Source organism: Candidatus Avelusimicrobium stercoris (assembly GCF_002437085.1).
GTDB lineage: Bacteria > Elusimicrobiota > Elusimicrobia > Elusimicrobiales > Elusimicrobiaceae > Avelusimicrobium > Avelusimicrobium stercoris.
Window position 1 is genome coordinate 22,505 of record NZ_DJOA01000027.1, and the last position, 13,439, is coordinate 35,943.

A 13,439-nucleotide genomic window follows, 5' to 3' on the forward strand; every position below is an offset into this window, starting at 1 on the left:
CCCGCCGCGAACGCATTATTGCCTTGGCGCTTATTTTGGTGCTGGCGCCGTGTATTTCCCAAACCGCAATGATTATTTCCATTTTGTCCCCCTACGGCCTAAAATATATGCTGATTGTATTTTTCGCCCTGTTTGTAAACGGTATTTTGGCGGGGACGATTTTAAATAAACTGATGAAGGGCGAAACGCCTGAACTGTTTATGGAAATTCCCTCGTGGCAAATTCCGCAATGGCGGCCTTTGCTGCGTAAGTTGTGGATTCGTATGAAGGAATACTTGGGCGATGCCCTGCCGCTTATTTTGGTGGGTGTGCTGTTTGTGGATTTAATGCAACTTTCCGGCCTGACAAACTGGATTGCCAAAATTGCGCGCTACCCTGTGGAGCACATTTTGGGCTTGCCCGCGGACACAACTCCTTTGCTGATTTTGGGCTGTCTGCGCAAGGACGTGTCTATCGCCTTGTTACAGCCGTTTAACTTGCCGCCACAAGAATTGGTCGTAGCGTGCGTGTTTATGGCAATGTACTTGCCGTGTGTGGCGACGTTCTTTGTAATGCTGCGTGAGAGTGGCTGGAAGGATACATTTAGAGTGATTGCCTTAACGCTTTGTATGGCGTTCTTATCGTCGTGGGTGTTACGGCTGATTTTGATGTAATAAAAATTGTCAGATAAGATATATGAAAAGCCCCCGGCAAACATTTTTACTGGGGGCTTTCCATTACTGTTGTAAAATAAAAATATCAATAGGTGTACCCATTTCGTAGGGTTGGGAGTGGGAGAGATTTTGTTCGGCGGGCGTTCCCCCCATACTTTTACAGGCCGCAACGGCCGCCGCATTGGTGGATTGCGCCCAGCACTCAATGCGCCCCGGATAAGGAGAATTGTCATAATACATTGCGTAGGCTAACGGGATATTGCGCGTACCGTATTTCCCAGCAAACCCTACTACCGCGTTTCCGGCCCGATTGATTACGCCCGAAGAGATATCTACCCAGTAATCACTGCAATGCATATGACCCGCCGTGTTGGAGGCACATCCGTTTAAGCCCCCCACATCCAGCGAGTCTAAATCTTGGGCTTGGTTATAAGAGCCCGTCGCCATATAATAGGCTTCTACGGCGTTTTTGATAGTACGCACATTGGGCATTAAGCGGCCCAAGCGCGCCTTTAAAACGGCGGTTTCATACTGCGGCAGGGCGACGGCGGCTAAAATGCCTATGATAAGTACAACAACCAACAACTCAATAAGCGTGAAGCCGGATGATTTTGTTTGCATCAGTTTCTCCTTTATAAACTGTTTTTGGAAAATTGACGCAAAAAAACGGCTGCTATATTTGAGCCAGAAACGCTAACCCAAGCATATAACAGCCGTGGTTTGCCACCCTTTCGGGCGGCAAACGCTAGGAGTGAACCGCGCGGGTAATTAGGCCGCTTGCTTCACTCCTTAATCGGCTGTTTTTGGAGCGTTTCTGTGCCGCTTTCGGCGGCTCTCCGTATTCTGCATACGGTTCCAAAAACAGATGAATTTTTTAAATCTAGGAGGGAACTCCCCTCCTCCTAGTCCGTAATGTTATAACTGCCGTAACGGCCGATATCCACAGGCACTGGGATTTCCGTTCCCAGCGGGCCGTCAAAATACATCGTGCCCGTTAAGTGGTAGTCCAGCGTGCCGCTGCCCATACTGATAAGCCCTAATAACTTGCTGTTAAAGGCGGACATCGGCACCGTGATTTTGGCCTTGGCGTTCTTGGTCGCGCGCGGTTCAATGCGCACATCTTTTAGCGTAACGTCAGCCATTTTATCGTCGTTGGCAGTTAATACTCCTTCAAAGCGTTTCACCGTGGCGGCTTCGGTTTTATTGGGGTTGGTGATGGCTACCACCACGTCAAAGCCGAACGAGGTTAAATTGTAATCCGTCAGTTCCACGCTCTTTAAGGCGAACTGACAGTTGGCTACGTTTTGCGCTTCCTTTACCGAGGCGCACGCGGCAAGCATACCCGCGCAAAGAATAAATAAAAACAGTTTCTTCATTTAATCCTCCCAAATCACAAGATAATAAATTGTATAATAAATTAACCCTTTTATGGAGAATTTTATGAATCCTTTGCAACAAACCATTTACAACCGCTTTGCCCGTTATGTGGCGGTGGATACCACCAGCGACCCCACCAGCAACGTAACCCCCACCACGTCCAGCCAAATTTCCTTTGCGCATAAATTGGCGGACGAAATGCGCAAAATCGGCTTTGCCGAAGTAGAGGTGGACGAATATGGCTTTGTAACCGGACTTATCCCGGCCAATACCGATAAAAAGGCTCCGACTATTGGCCTTTTTGCCCATATGGACACCGTTTGCGATTACAACGGCGCCAACATCCGCCCGCAAATCCACGAAAATTATGACGGTGGTACGCTGGCTATCAACGCGGATAAAAAGATGTTTTTATCGCCCGAAACGGCCCCTAATTTGAAACTTTGCAAGGGCGACACTATCATTACCGCAGACGGCAATTCTTTGCTTGGCGGCGACGATAAAATGGGCATTGCCGTCATTATGTCTTTGGGTGAGTACCTGTTGCAGCACCCCGAAATTAAACACGGCCCGGTAAAGGCCGCGTTCACCATTGACGAGGAAACGGGTACGGGCATCGCCTATTTTGACGTGAAGAAATTCGCGGCTGATTTCGCCTACACCATTGACGGCGCAACCTTGGGCGATATTGACTGCGGTAATTTTAACGCCGATACTGTAACCATTAATATCACGGGCAAATCCTGCCACCCCGGTTCAGCCAAGGGCTTTATGGCCAACCCGGTGCGTATTGCGGCGGATATTATTTCTTCCTGGCCGGAGGACAAACTGCCGGAAACTACGGACGGCGAGGACGGCTTTGTGCTGTTTAAAGACATTACCGGCGCCTTGGATACCGCTTGCGTGCAAGGTATCGTCCGCGAGCACGATTTGGCGAAATTTGAGCAGTTTAAAAAGGATTTGACCGCCCTCGTAGAAGAAAAGAGAAAAAAATACCCAGCGGCCAAAATTGAGGTGGAGTTCAAGGAACAATACCGCAATATGCGCGATATTTTAAAGAAAAATCCGCAGTCTATGGATTTGTTGGAAAAAGCCTTAAAGGAAAACCAGGTTCCCTACCGCTTGACGCAGGCGCGTGGCGGGACGGACGGCTCCCAACTCTCTTTGCGCGGATTGCCTACGCCCAACATTTTTGCGGGGTACGAAAATCCGCACGGCCCGTATGAGTGGGTGAGTATGAATTGGGCGGAAAAGGCCTTCCACGTGTTGGAAAGCGTGATTAAGGATGCCGCCAAATAAGTGGTAGTGCTTTTGATTGTTTTAGCCCCGGGGATTTTCCTTGGGGCTTTTTTATTAATCCTGACTTGGTGGCCTGCTAAGGTGCGGCCTGCAAGGTGTGGCCTGCTCTACGAGCCATTTTAATGAAAGAATATCTATTCGCGTACCGTAAAAAGTACATAAAAAAATACCCCCGCTAGTGCAGGGGTATTTTTACTTTTAAAAGGCTTATTGGCCTTGGTACGGCTGGGCCGCTTGTTGGGCGGGCATCGCGCCTTGGTTTGCGGAATCTAACAGGTTTTTAGCGTCGGAAATAGTCGGGTCCAACGCTTTGGTTACCGCGTTATAGTTAAAGCGGTAAGAGATTTTGAAACTCTGCGGATTCTCCGGCGGAACCTTTACCAAAATAGAATAATTGTCCGGGTCCACGGCGGTGGAAATATCCCAGGTAATTAAATTCTTGGCGGCCGGGTGCTTGGCTTCAATAAACTGCTGTAATGTGTAGCCGTTCATCAACGGATAGTTCTTCACGTCGCTTAACACCGTATCAAGCGGGTTAGCGGCAGGCTGCGCCACATTTACCGGGGCGGCCTGCTGGGGCTGGTTACCCAACATTTCGTCCATTTCAGCGCTCTGCGTTACCGTTTGGGTAGGTTGCTGTTTATCGGCAAGCAGGTTAAACTGCGCCGGGATTAAGTTCATAAACGCCAGCATTACATAAATGAGTGCGGCCAATACTACGGCAACCACTACGCCTACGATGGCCTTTGTCATATTGCCAGAGGGCTTTACGTCGGCACTCTTTACATCGTGCTGGGTGTTGATATCGTCGTCTAACCCTTCAAAATGCAAGCGTTCCGTTTGGGCCGGTTCCGGCACCATAGGCACCGTTTTGATGTCCAGTTTCGCACCTCGTTTGGTTTTAATGGTGTTTTCCAAAATCACTTGGGAAACCGTAACATCTTTCGGTGCGTCGGCGGCGGGTTCGGCCTCTTTTTCGGTCTGTTTGAGCGGGGCTACCATTTCCTGCAATTCGGTTTTGCCCTCGTTCGGGTCAACGCTTTGCTTTTTGGCGTTTAAGTTGGTCAGTTCCTTGGGCAGTTCGTTAGAAGCCTGGGCAGGAGGAACAAAGTCCGAAATTAAATAGGTGGAACCCTCTTTGAGTTCAATTTCGGTCAAATCGTTGGGATTGCCTACCGGGAGCGGTTTATCAGCCGTTTGGTCGCTAAATTGCGGCACTTCCTGCGCCGGGGCTTCTTCTTGCGCCGCAGGCGTTTGGGGCTGGGTTTGTTGATTGTTGTCAATACCAAACATCTGTTCCACCGATTGTTCGGGCTGGTTGTCGCGCTCGGCAAAGGCTTCGTTTAAGTCTTCATCGGTAATCAGCACGCCTTCGGGCTTTTCGGCCTTGGCACCCGGGACAAGTTCTTGCATCGTTTCTTCTTTTTCGTCGGTGGTGTCGGCCTGAGCGGCGGGTTTTGCTCCCGCTTCGTCCAAGGACGGCAAATCGCCGTTAAAGGCCGGAGCCGCGGATCCGGCCGGTTGCTCTTTCGGCTGCTCGGCCGGAGTATCGGCGGGCATATCCGCAGGCAACTGGTTGGCCGGAAGCACGGGCTCTTCCTTGGCGGGTTCTTCTTTATCCGCCGCAATGGAGAGCGCGGGCGCTTCGTTGGTAAAATCTAAGGTTTTATTTTCCGGCAACGGCTCTGCGGCGGCTTGTTCCACCGTTTCAAAGCCTTGCGCGGGCTGTTCTTCCTTTTGTTGTTTAAGCCCTTCGGCGGCGGCCAACCCGGCTACCGCACCGGCGGCGGCCGCGGCGGCCATTTTAAAGGTGGCTTCCTTCTTTTCTTCTTCTTTTTCTTTAATGACTTGGTCTAAAACATCTTCTTTGGGGGCGGCACCCAGTTCAGCCAAGAAGGCTTCTTTGGCAGCTTCTTCCGCTTTGGGGGCCGCTTCTACGGTTTCGGCGGTAAGGCCGGAAACTTCTTTGGCTTTTTCCTCTTGGGCTTTTTTGTTGGCGTCGGCTTGGCTGGCTAACATTTTGGCCTGTTGGGGCGTAAGCAAATCTTGGAAGGTGCTTTCTTTTTCTTCCTGGGTCTGAATCGGCTTTTGTCCGTATAAGGAATCAAGCGCGGAGCGGAGCACCACGGCTTCTTCGGCTTTGGAGCCTAAGGTTACTTCGGTTGGCGTGTCGTGCTTGGTTTCGCCCAAGTCCACGGGGCCCAACATATCAAGCGGTTTTTCCTCTTTATTGGCCGCTGCGACAATATCTTCCGCCTGGGAAACCAAATTTTCCGTGTTTTCAATGGTGTCCGATTCTAAATGTTCTTCTTCAAGCGGTTTGCGCGTAAGGGTGATGGTGTTGGCACGAGCGTCGTCTTGCGGAGGAATATAGGCCGGGTGGTCGCTGGTTTCCATATTGCGGGTGTTTTGCGTGGCGATGGCCTCGTCCAGTTTAGATTGCATATTGTCCAGTTTGGACTGCAATCCCGTAATTTGGCTGGTTAATTGTTCCAACTTCTCTAATAAAAGCGAGAGTTTTCCGTCGGCAGGCGCGGCGGAAGCAACAAGTTCAGCCGCTTGCGTTTGCGCGGTTTCGGCAGCCGGCTGTTGGTCGGCAACAGTGTCAAATTCAAACACGCTGGATGCCTTTACCCACTCTTGGTTGCCGCCGGAAGCGGAATTTTCCGAGCAAATCAGCGTATCAGGGGTAAAGCCGTTAAGCGTTACCAGTTTGTTCTCTTCGTAAGGACCTTCTACTTTATCATTGATATAGACCCAATATCTCATTGTGTATTCACCCTATATAAAATAAATATAACACGGTACGATAAAAATATAGCAAATTATCGCGTAATTTAACAGTATTTTTTTAGTTTTTTATTTTGAAGCGGCCCGGGCCTGTTTGTAACTTTCCAACAGTTCCTCTAATTCCGCCCGGCTGGTTTTACGTTGCTGGATGTTGCTTAACATATCGGTTAAGAGTTCCACCGACGAGCCATTTTCCAACATTTCCAGCACAAACTGCGAAATGCGGCGGTTGTAGGTGCCGTTTAGTTCCCCCACCAAGGTGCGCAGGGCGAACATATGTTTTTCCCGGTCCGACTTCCAAAATGTAAACGGCGCGAGCGAGCGGTCAAAGAATTGCAGTAACTCTTCCGCAGGCTTGGTGCCGAGGTAACTCTTCATCAGTTCGGGCGCGAGGCCTTGTGTAATGGTTTTGGCCTTGATGTCGCGCAGGTACTGGGCCTGCTTGGCGGCTTCCTCTTGGCTCATTGTGCCCAAAAGCACCTTACAGGCGAGTTCTTTATTGTCTTTTTCGTCGGAGCAATGGGGCAAGGCCTTTAACAGGTCCGCCATTTCGTGCTCCAACTGTACAAAGGTTTTTTTGCCGCCAAAGCGGTCCGCGAGGTCGTATTCATAGCCGCTGTATAAGTCCTTTTTGGACAGGTTTTGGCGTAAGATTTCTCTCTCCCGCACCAGCGAGGCTTGGCGGCAAGCATTATCAAAACTGTCGGCGGTGCCGTCCAACAGGACGCGCACGGCAAGGCCCAGGTTTTTTTCGGGGCTGGAAACGTGCGGCAACTTTTTAAGCACGGCCTCAAAGGTGGCCGCAATGTCGCGCGGGGATTTGACCTTTAAATAGCGGCAGGCGATAATCAGCAAATCTTCTTCCAATAATTGTCCGTTTAAGAGTTTGGATAATGTAGCCACGTCCTGCGCGTCTTTGGGCGTAATTTTGCAAAGCATTGCGTGCGCGGCTAAAGAAGCGCAGAGGTGTTCGTCCGGGTTGAGCGATAAGAGTTCTTTGTGCAGACGGTCAAATTCCGGCTTAAACAAAATGCTGGCGGGCTGCGTGTATAAGAGTTGCAACTCGGCGGTTAATTTAACGGTTAAATGGTATTTGTCCGCTATTTTAAAAATATCCTTTCGGTTTTGGCGGATGGTTTTAGGGGAGTTTTGCAAAATCGTATTGGCCTGTTCCAACAGTTTGTTTACAGCGTGCTGGGCTTTTTCCTCATCCTTTAAGTCGGAGTCTTGCACATCCTTTAAAGCGGCGGCAAATTCCTCGTCAAAATATTTGCGCGAGGAAAACGAGGAATACACCTCTAACAGTTTGGCCGTATCCTTGGCGGGCGTTTCCAGCGCGGCGCAAAGTTCGGTCATAGAAGTAGCGTTGTTGTAAATGCGCAGTTGGCGCAGGGCCGCCGGGATAGTGATTTCGTCCAACAAAATTTTGGCAATAATCGTGTCTGTCATCGGCGAGTCGGAACTTAACTGGGCGGCAATGTCGGCAATGTCCTGCTGCAAGCGCGGCAGGGATTTTTTGTTTTCCAGCGTATAGACGAGTTTGGCGGCGTAGTCGTCGTCAATGCCGGGGAGCATATTGTAAATGGTGCCCAGCATACCGCTTCTTTTGTTGGCTTTTTCGCTCATAACGTATCCTTTCAGCAGGCCTTTAAAAAGGTGGAAATCTGCTTATTTAATTCGTTTACCCGGTCTTCGTTTTTGATAAACGCCAGGTTGGCGCGTATGCTTTCCACCGAGCATTTAATGCAGGCTTGCAACAGGTGGCGCGCGCAGGCGACGTCCGACATAATAATTTCGGCAATATCGCCCTTAACGGCTTCCACTTCCTTTAAACAATGTAGCGCGGCGCTGGCCGCATCGGCCGGAACGCGGGCCGCAAACAAGAGCGCATCTTGCACGGCTTGCTCTCTTTCCGGGGCTTCTTTGGGCAGTTTTTTGGCGGTTAGATAAGCGGCGTAAGCGTCGCCGTCCTTTTGAATATAGGATTTGAGTTCCGTTTTAAAGGCGGCCAAGCGTTTTAAACTTTGGGTCAGTTTGGGGCGGATATCCTCGGGCGTGGCCTTGCGTTTAAGCGTAGTGCCTACCGCCATCATCGCCAGCGCGCAACCCATTGCCCCCGCCATAGCGGCGGCGGCCCCCCCGCCCGGTGTCGGGTCCGAGGAGGCTAACGCTTCTGTAAATCTATCCGCGGCGGTGTACCATTCCATAGCGCCCGCCTTACATAATGGTTCCGGATTCAAGGTCGGAATATTTTTTAATGCGCAGCATTTTGAGGCGGTCCTCGTCAATGCCCGTGCGGCTGAAAAAGACGTGCTCAATCGCGCTGGCGGGCATAATGTAACTGCCGCGTTTTACGCCTTTGGGGTCCGTTTTTAAACCGAGCCACACGCAGAAGGTGGTAATGTCGTTAAAATCTTTGGTTTCCAGTTCGGCCGCGGCGCGCTGGATTTTTTGCGCATCGCCAAAGCCGTTGGTCAGTACCGCGCTGTGAAAGCCGCAGTTCTTGGCGGCGCAAATGTCGCGGTGCGTATCGCCGATGACATAGACTTGGTCGGGTTCCAGTTTGGTTTTAAATTTCTTTTCCGCGCGTTTAACGGCCGCTTGGAGCATTTCTTCGCGGGTGTGTCCGTCTTCGCCGTAACCGCCGACGGAGAAGTAAGAGCCCAGTTTGCTGGGTTCCAATTTAATTTTTGCGCCCTCTTCCAAGTTCCCGGTTCCTAATCCCAAGATAACATCCTTGTCCTTGGAGAGCATTTTTAAGAATTTTTCCACGCCGGGCACCAAGTCATACTTTTTGCAGCGGACGACGGCGTGCACTTCGGTAGGCAAAATTTCCAAATATTTGGCCTTCATTTTCTTCATTTCGGCGGCGGTGGGTTTTTTGCCTTTTTTGACAAGGGAATAGACAATGGAGAAATTATCTAAATCTGTCCGGCCCGAAATTAAACTGTGGTCAAACTCCGGCTCCACGCCGTAGAGTTCTTTAATGGCTTTGCGCAAAGACGTGCGTCCCGCGCCGCCCGCGTTTACGAGCGTGCCGTCCAAGTCAAATAAAACGAGTTTTTTCATTTCTTTTCTCCTTTGATAATGCCGGTAACGATATACGCGCCCGCCATAGCAAGCGCCATACCCAGCACTTTGTGAATCGTAACTGTGTCCTGTTTAAGCAGAACGGACAAAACAAACGTCAGCACCGGGTAAGACAAAATAATAGCCGTTGCCTTGCCCAAGTGCATATTACGGATAGCCGTGTACCAAAACGTGTTGCCGATAAAATAATTGCACACCGCGCTAAAAGCCAAGGTCCCCCACAAAATGCCTGAGGACGTAACAAACAACTGCGGGCCCTGAATCGCCCACAGCGCACCCGTCAAAACGGCCAGTACCGGGATAGCAAACATAGCGCGCGCCGCCGCAATCAAAGCGGGCGGCATATCGGCGGGCAGTTTTTTGGCAAAAATGTGGCTTAATTGGAACATCCACAGACTGCCCAAAATCATCAAATCGCCCTTTAACTGTACAGACATCCCCGTCTGCCACAGCAAAACGCCTACGCCCAAAATAATGAGCGCCGAGCCAAAGAGTTGTTTCCCGGTCGGTTTTTCCCCCAATAAAAAGTACGCCATTACGAGGGAATAGACCATTTCAAACTGGTTTAAAACGGCGGCGTTAGTCGGCGTGGTGTAATTAAGGGCCAACATAAAAATCGTCATCGGCAAAGCGGTGCCGAAGGTGGCCATCAGCAAGCATTGCAGCCAGACGCCCTTTTTAAATAAAACTTTATGCCCGCCCGTTTTAAGCAGGTACGGCGTAAAAAGCACCGTGGCAACCACGCAACTGACAAGCATATACAGCGCAGAGGCCGCATAGGGCGTGGCAAATTTAGTTACCACGACATTGGACGCTACAAAAAACCAAGCCAGCCAAATGGCGGCTACCGGGGATACTTTAAACATATATTATATTTTACCTAATTTGTAGGGTTAATGGCCCTCTTTTTTAACGGTAACGCTGACCCAATACGCCCCCGCGCACGTTACGGCCAGGCCGATTACTTGGTGCAGGGTAATGCTTTCAAACCCGACCAAGGTGGAAATTAAGAGCGCGAGCACCGGGTAAGAAAGGTAAATGGCGGTTACTTTGCTTAAATCCAGCGCGCGGATAGCCTTGTACCATACCACCATTGCAAGGCCGTATTTCAAAATACCCGTATAGGCCAAAACGGAGAACATTTGCACATTGGGTTTTAAAACAAAGGTTTCCTTCATTGCCCACATTACGGCTAAAATTACCACGAGCGCCGGCAAGGCAAACAAGTTGCGCGCCATACCGATTACGCGGTGGTCCAAGTTTTGAGGGAGTTTTTTGGCTAATGTGGAGCCCGCCTGCAACATCCAGGTACTGCCGACGATGAGCAAATCGCCCGTCCAGCGCGGAGTGTATTGCTCTTTGACGAGGATGATGAGCACGCCCAGCACGATAAGCGCGCTTCCGGCCAGTTGTTGGCGGCTGGGAAATTCGCGCAGGAAAATGCACGCAAATAAAAGAGAATAAAAAAGTTCGCTCTGCTGTAAAATAGCCGCGTTGCCCGGCGTGGTGTAGTGGAGCGCAATAAGCGAAATGGTAAACGGCAGAGCCGTGCCAAAGGTGCCGATAAAGAGGAATTTCCATAAGGTTTCCTTGGCTAAGAGTTCCCCCCATTTGTGGTTGTTGGTAATCCACGGCGTAAAATACAGTACGCCGATAAGCGTGCCCAAAAAAACGAGTAAGGCGGGGCTAATCACGCCAACGGCATATTTGCCCGCTACGGGCGACAGGCCCACAATGGCCCAGCAGACCCAGGCGGCTAGTAAAGGTTTCATTTTTGTAAAACTCCGACGGTAATTAAGATGCTATATTATAGCATTTTGGACGCTAGACTTTGGCTTTGTTGGCTGCCGTTTTTTAAAGGGGGTTGTATCGTTTTTTTTTTTTGATAAATTTTAAGATGTAGTAAAATTTATCAAAAATGAGGTGTCGTGTGAAAAACTTGTTTACGGGCCGATTAGGCGGCTTTACGCTCATTGAGTTATTGGTGATGGTTTTGATTATTGGCATATTGGCGGCGGTGGCTGTACCGCAATACGAAAAGGCCGTTTGGAAAAGCCGCGCGGCGGAACTGCGGACCAATACGCGTACTTTGGCTACGGCGCAGGAAGCCTTTTATTTGGCTAATAATGATTATCCGCATCAGTTTGACGAATTGGATTTGGATATTAACTTACCTAACCGCGGGCGGTATTCCCAATGCGGTTTAACCACGCAGGATAGCCGCGGAAATGATAATTATGAACTGATTGTAAATAATAATTGGGGTTCTAGGCACTTTTTATCCTCTTCTATGTTTTTAAAGGGACCCTATAAATGTGGCGGGTTTACGTATGTCCACCCAAATACGGTAGCCACCGGGATAAGTGAAGACAAAATGTATTGCTGGGAATGGGCGGGCAGCCACTATACGGCCCAGTCGGGTGATTTTTGCGAGCGTGTAATGCAGGGGCATTATGTGGCGACAAATTGGGGTTACCGTATGTACGAACTGCCGTAAGGATATAAATGAAAAACCCCGGGATATTGATATCCCGGGGTTTTCTAAAACATATTAAACATTATTTGCAATATACCCAGCCGCCATCTTGCTCGCAATCGCTCCACATACTTCTAACTAACTTATATCCCTTAGCGTGGCTGGAACTGGAATTAGCGCGAACCCTGAACTCCCCGTTTGCTCTTGCCAGTAACTGAATCATATATTCCCCCCCATAGGGATAAGTGCCCACTGCATACCAAGCATCGCCTTCGCGTTTGAAATAAAAGAAATCATCTAACATCGTATTATCCCCACCGGTGGTAATGATATTACCGTTTTTATCCTTTATTTCAATACCCATTTCGTCCAAGGTGCACAGGGAGTTTCCCGTCGCCAGTTTGCACACGGCCACGTTATCGGCGATGTTGCGCACCACAGGAACCCATTTCATCAGGCGCGCTTTCATTACCGCCTTTTGGTATTGCGGCAACGCTACCGACGCCAAAATACCGATAATTAATACGACAACCAATAATTCAATTAATGTAAACCCTTTTTTCATAAGGTCCTCCTTTTGTACTGCTGTGGATATTGTAACTAAAATATCCCCATTTATCAAGGCCAAGAAATACTGCCAAAAATAAAAAAAATTTGTATAATAAGAGTGTTATTTTTATAGGAGATTTGCAAATGTACACCTTAACTTTGGTTTTGCACTTTATTGTTTGTATTTTGTTGATTTTGCTCGTCCTTTTACAGAGCGGCAAAGGCTCCGCCGCTGGAATCTTCGGCGCGTCGGGCGCGGATAACTTGTTTGCCAGCCCTACTGCCTTTAACGCTATTAACAAATTTACCGCTATTTTGGCGCTTATTTTGATGTGCACCTCCGTCGTGCTGACGATTGCTTCCAATAAAAAATCGTCCGCCTCGGTGTTGGACTCGGTAAAAGTTCCGGCCGCTACGGCCCCGGCTGTACCCGGCAAATAATTAAGTTTCCGCCTAAAAAAGCGGTAATTTAGTTGCGCGGCGCATAGTTTTTTAGTAATATATATATGTAGTCGCAAAGATGTTCTTTCAAACCCTCAGTAGTAAGATTTTCGCGCAGGTGGCGGAATTGGTATACGCGTGCGTTTGAGGGGCGCATGCCGCAAGGCTTGAGGGTTCGAGTCCCTCTCTGCGCAATAAATTTAAAAACCGGACGAAAGTCCGGTTTTTTTAATTTATACGCAGAGAGCAGGCAAACTGCCCCTGCGGGGGCGCCAAAGGCGTAGGGACGAGAAAGCCGGAGCCTTATACGAGTTTGAGGCTGAAAGCCGAAAGGCGAGTATGGCGAGGCGGGGCCGCGAGCGCCGAGGGTCAACGAGGCGACTTGTGGCCGAGGCCCCATAATTACACAAAAACCCAGACTTAATGTCTGGGTTTTTTATTTAAATATTGAGCAAGAGAGCAGGCAAACTGCTTTGCCTGCGTAGGGACGAGAAAGCCGGAGCCTTATACGAGTTTGAGGCTGAAAGCCGAAAGGCGAGCAGGACGGGCGGGGCCGCGAGCGCCGAGGGTCAACGAGGCGACTTGTGGCCGAGGCCCTATAATTACACAAAAAACCCGGACTTAATGTCTGGGTTTTTTATTTAAATATTGAGCAAGAGAGCGCACCAACTGCCCCTGCGGGGCCGCCCACTCTGACGGGATGACGCCAAAAACTATATATATAAAACCGGGCCTAAACAGCAGGCCCGGTTTTTAGCAAATGT

13 protein-coding genes and 1 tRNA gene are annotated in these 13,439 nt (G+C 49.7%); 5 read left to right on the top strand and 9 right to left on the bottom strand.

Features of this window, described 5'->3' with window-relative positions; translation table 11 throughout:
• The coding region (locus B2118_RS04220; RefSeq protein ID WP_428053465.1) for a nucleoside recognition domain-containing protein at positions 1-653 on the top strand (653 nt) is incomplete at its 5' end.
• Positions 654-716: 63 nt separating this feature from the next.
• On the opposite strand, the gene B2118_RS04225 is transcribed toward B2118_RS04220, so the two are convergent.
• Both B2118_RS04225 and B2118_RS04230 read right to left on the bottom strand, forming a co-directional pair.
• Entirely contained in the window at positions 717-1,274 is a 558-nt protein-coding gene (locus tag B2118_RS04225; protein ID WP_428053466.1) for a pilin, read from the bottom strand.
• A gap of 281 nt (positions 1,275-1,555) precedes the next feature.
• Positions 1,556-2,029, bottom strand: coding sequence for an LEA type 2 family protein (locus tag B2118_RS04230; RefSeq protein WP_177746837.1), 474 nt, complete (start codon positions 2,027-2,029; stop codon positions 1,556-1,558).
• Positions 2,030-2,093: 64 nt separating this feature from the next.
• On the opposite strand from B2118_RS04230, the gene pepT reads away from it, so the two are divergent.
• Entirely contained in the window at positions 2,094-3,329 is a 1,236-nt protein-coding gene (gene pepT, locus B2118_RS04235) for a peptidase T (RefSeq protein ID WP_428053467.1), read from the top strand.
• A 207-nt stretch (positions 3,330-3,536) separates the two neighbouring features.
• Here pepT and B2118_RS04240 read toward each other — a convergent pair whose 3' ends face one another.
• The 6 genes from B2118_RS04240 to B2118_RS04265 form a co-directional block, all read right to left on the bottom strand.
• Positions 3,537-6,098, bottom strand: a complete 2,562-nt coding sequence (locus B2118_RS04240; RefSeq protein ID WP_428053468.1) for a hypothetical protein — start codon at positions 6,096-6,098, stop codon at positions 3,537-3,539.
• A gap of 90 nt (positions 6,099-6,188) precedes the next feature.
• On the bottom strand, positions 6,189-7,745 hold the full coding sequence (locus tag B2118_RS04245; RefSeq protein WP_428053469.1) for a hypothetical protein: 1,557 nt from the start codon (positions 7,743-7,745) through the stop codon (positions 6,189-6,191).
• A gap of 11 nt (positions 7,746-7,756) precedes the next feature.
• Positions 7,757-8,326, bottom strand: a complete 570-nt coding sequence (locus tag B2118_RS04250; RefSeq protein ID WP_428053470.1) for a cyclodeaminase/cyclohydrolase family protein — start codon at positions 8,324-8,326, stop codon at positions 7,757-7,759.
• A 10-nt stretch (positions 8,327-8,336) separates the two neighbouring features.
• Positions 8,337-9,188: an HAD family hydrolase gene (locus B2118_RS04255; protein ID WP_428053471.1), complete on the bottom strand. Its 852-nt coding sequence runs from the start codon at positions 9,186-9,188 to the stop codon at positions 8,337-8,339.
• Positions 9,185-10,075: a DMT family transporter gene (locus B2118_RS04260; RefSeq protein ID WP_428053472.1), complete on the bottom strand. Its 891-nt coding sequence runs from the start codon at positions 10,073-10,075 to the stop codon at positions 9,185-9,187. The genes B2118_RS04255 and B2118_RS04260 overlap by 4 nt, the downstream gene beginning before the upstream one ends.
• Before the next feature lie 27 nt (positions 10,076-10,102).
• Positions 10,103-10,981: a DMT family transporter gene (locus tag B2118_RS04265; protein ID WP_428053474.1), complete on the bottom strand. Its 879-nt coding sequence runs from the start codon at positions 10,979-10,981 to the stop codon at positions 10,103-10,105.
• A gap of 158 nt (positions 10,982-11,139) precedes the next feature.
• Between B2118_RS04265 and B2118_RS04270 the strand changes: the two genes are divergently transcribed.
• Positions 11,140-11,706 (top strand): type IV pilin protein, encoded by a 567-nt coding sequence (locus B2118_RS04270; RefSeq protein ID WP_428053476.1) that lies wholly within the window; start codon positions 11,140-11,142, stop codon positions 11,704-11,706.
• A gap of 61 nt (positions 11,707-11,767) precedes the next feature.
• Here the strand turns inward: B2118_RS04270 and B2118_RS04275 are convergent, their stop codons facing one another.
• Positions 11,768-12,250 carry a pilin gene (locus B2118_RS04275; protein WP_428053478.1) on the bottom strand — a complete coding sequence of 161 codons (483 nt, stop codon included), beginning with the start codon at positions 12,248-12,250 and terminating at the stop codon, positions 11,768-11,770.
• Between the two features lie 128 nt (positions 12,251-12,378).
• Here B2118_RS04275 and secG point away from each other — a divergent pair, with 128 nt between their 5' ends.
• Together secG and B2118_RS04285 are read left to right on the top strand one after the other, a co-directional pair.
• A complete protein-coding gene (secG, locus tag B2118_RS04280; protein WP_428053480.1) occupies positions 12,379-12,675 on the top strand; it encodes a preprotein translocase subunit SecG in 297 nt (98 codons plus the stop codon).
• Positions 12,676-12,787: 112 nt separating this feature from the next.
• Positions 12,788-12,869, top strand: a tRNA-Leu gene (locus tag B2118_RS04285).
• Positions 12,870-13,439: the final 570 nt, after the last annotated feature.

Excerpts from the sequence above, each read along its gene's own strand:
- pepT (WP_428053467.1), top strand. The coding sequence starts at position 2,094 with ATGAATCCTTTGCAACAAACCATTTACAACCGCTTTGCCCGTTATGTG.
- B2118_RS04275 (WP_428053478.1), bottom strand. The coding sequence starts at position 12,250 with ATGAAAAAAGGGTTTACATTAATTGAATTATTGGTTGTCGTATTAATT.
- B2118_RS04240 (WP_428053468.1), bottom strand. The coding sequence starts at position 6,098 with ATGAGATATTGGGTCTATATCAATGATAAAGTAGAAGGTCCTTACGAA.
- secG (WP_428053480.1), top strand. The coding sequence starts at position 12,379 with ATGTACACCTTAACTTTGGTTTTGCACTTTATTGTTTGTATTTTGTTG.
- B2118_RS04230 (WP_177746837.1), bottom strand. The coding sequence starts at position 2,029 with ATGAAGAAACTGTTTTTATTTATTCTTTGCGCGGGTATGCTTGCCGCG.
- B2118_RS04225 (WP_428053466.1), bottom strand. The coding sequence starts at position 1,274 with ATGCAAACAAAATCATCCGGCTTCACGCTTATTGAGTTGTTGGTTGTT.
- B2118_RS04250 (WP_428053470.1), bottom strand. The coding sequence starts at position 8,326 with ATGGAATGGTACACCGCCGCGGATAGATTTACAGAAGCGTTAGCCTCC.
- B2118_RS04245 (WP_428053469.1), bottom strand. The coding sequence starts at position 7,745 with ATGAGCGAAAAAGCCAACAAAAGAAGCGGTATGCTGGGCACCATTTAC.
- B2118_RS04265 (WP_428053474.1), bottom strand. The coding sequence starts at position 10,981 with ATGAAACCTTTACTAGCCGCCTGGGTCTGCTGGGCCATTGTGGGCCTG.
- B2118_RS04260 (WP_428053472.1), bottom strand. The coding sequence starts at position 10,075 with ATGTTTAAAGTATCCCCGGTAGCCGCCATTTGGCTGGCTTGGTTTTTT.
- B2118_RS04255 (WP_428053471.1), bottom strand. The coding sequence starts at position 9,188 with ATGAAAAAACTCGTTTTATTTGACTTGGACGGCACGCTCGTAAACGCG.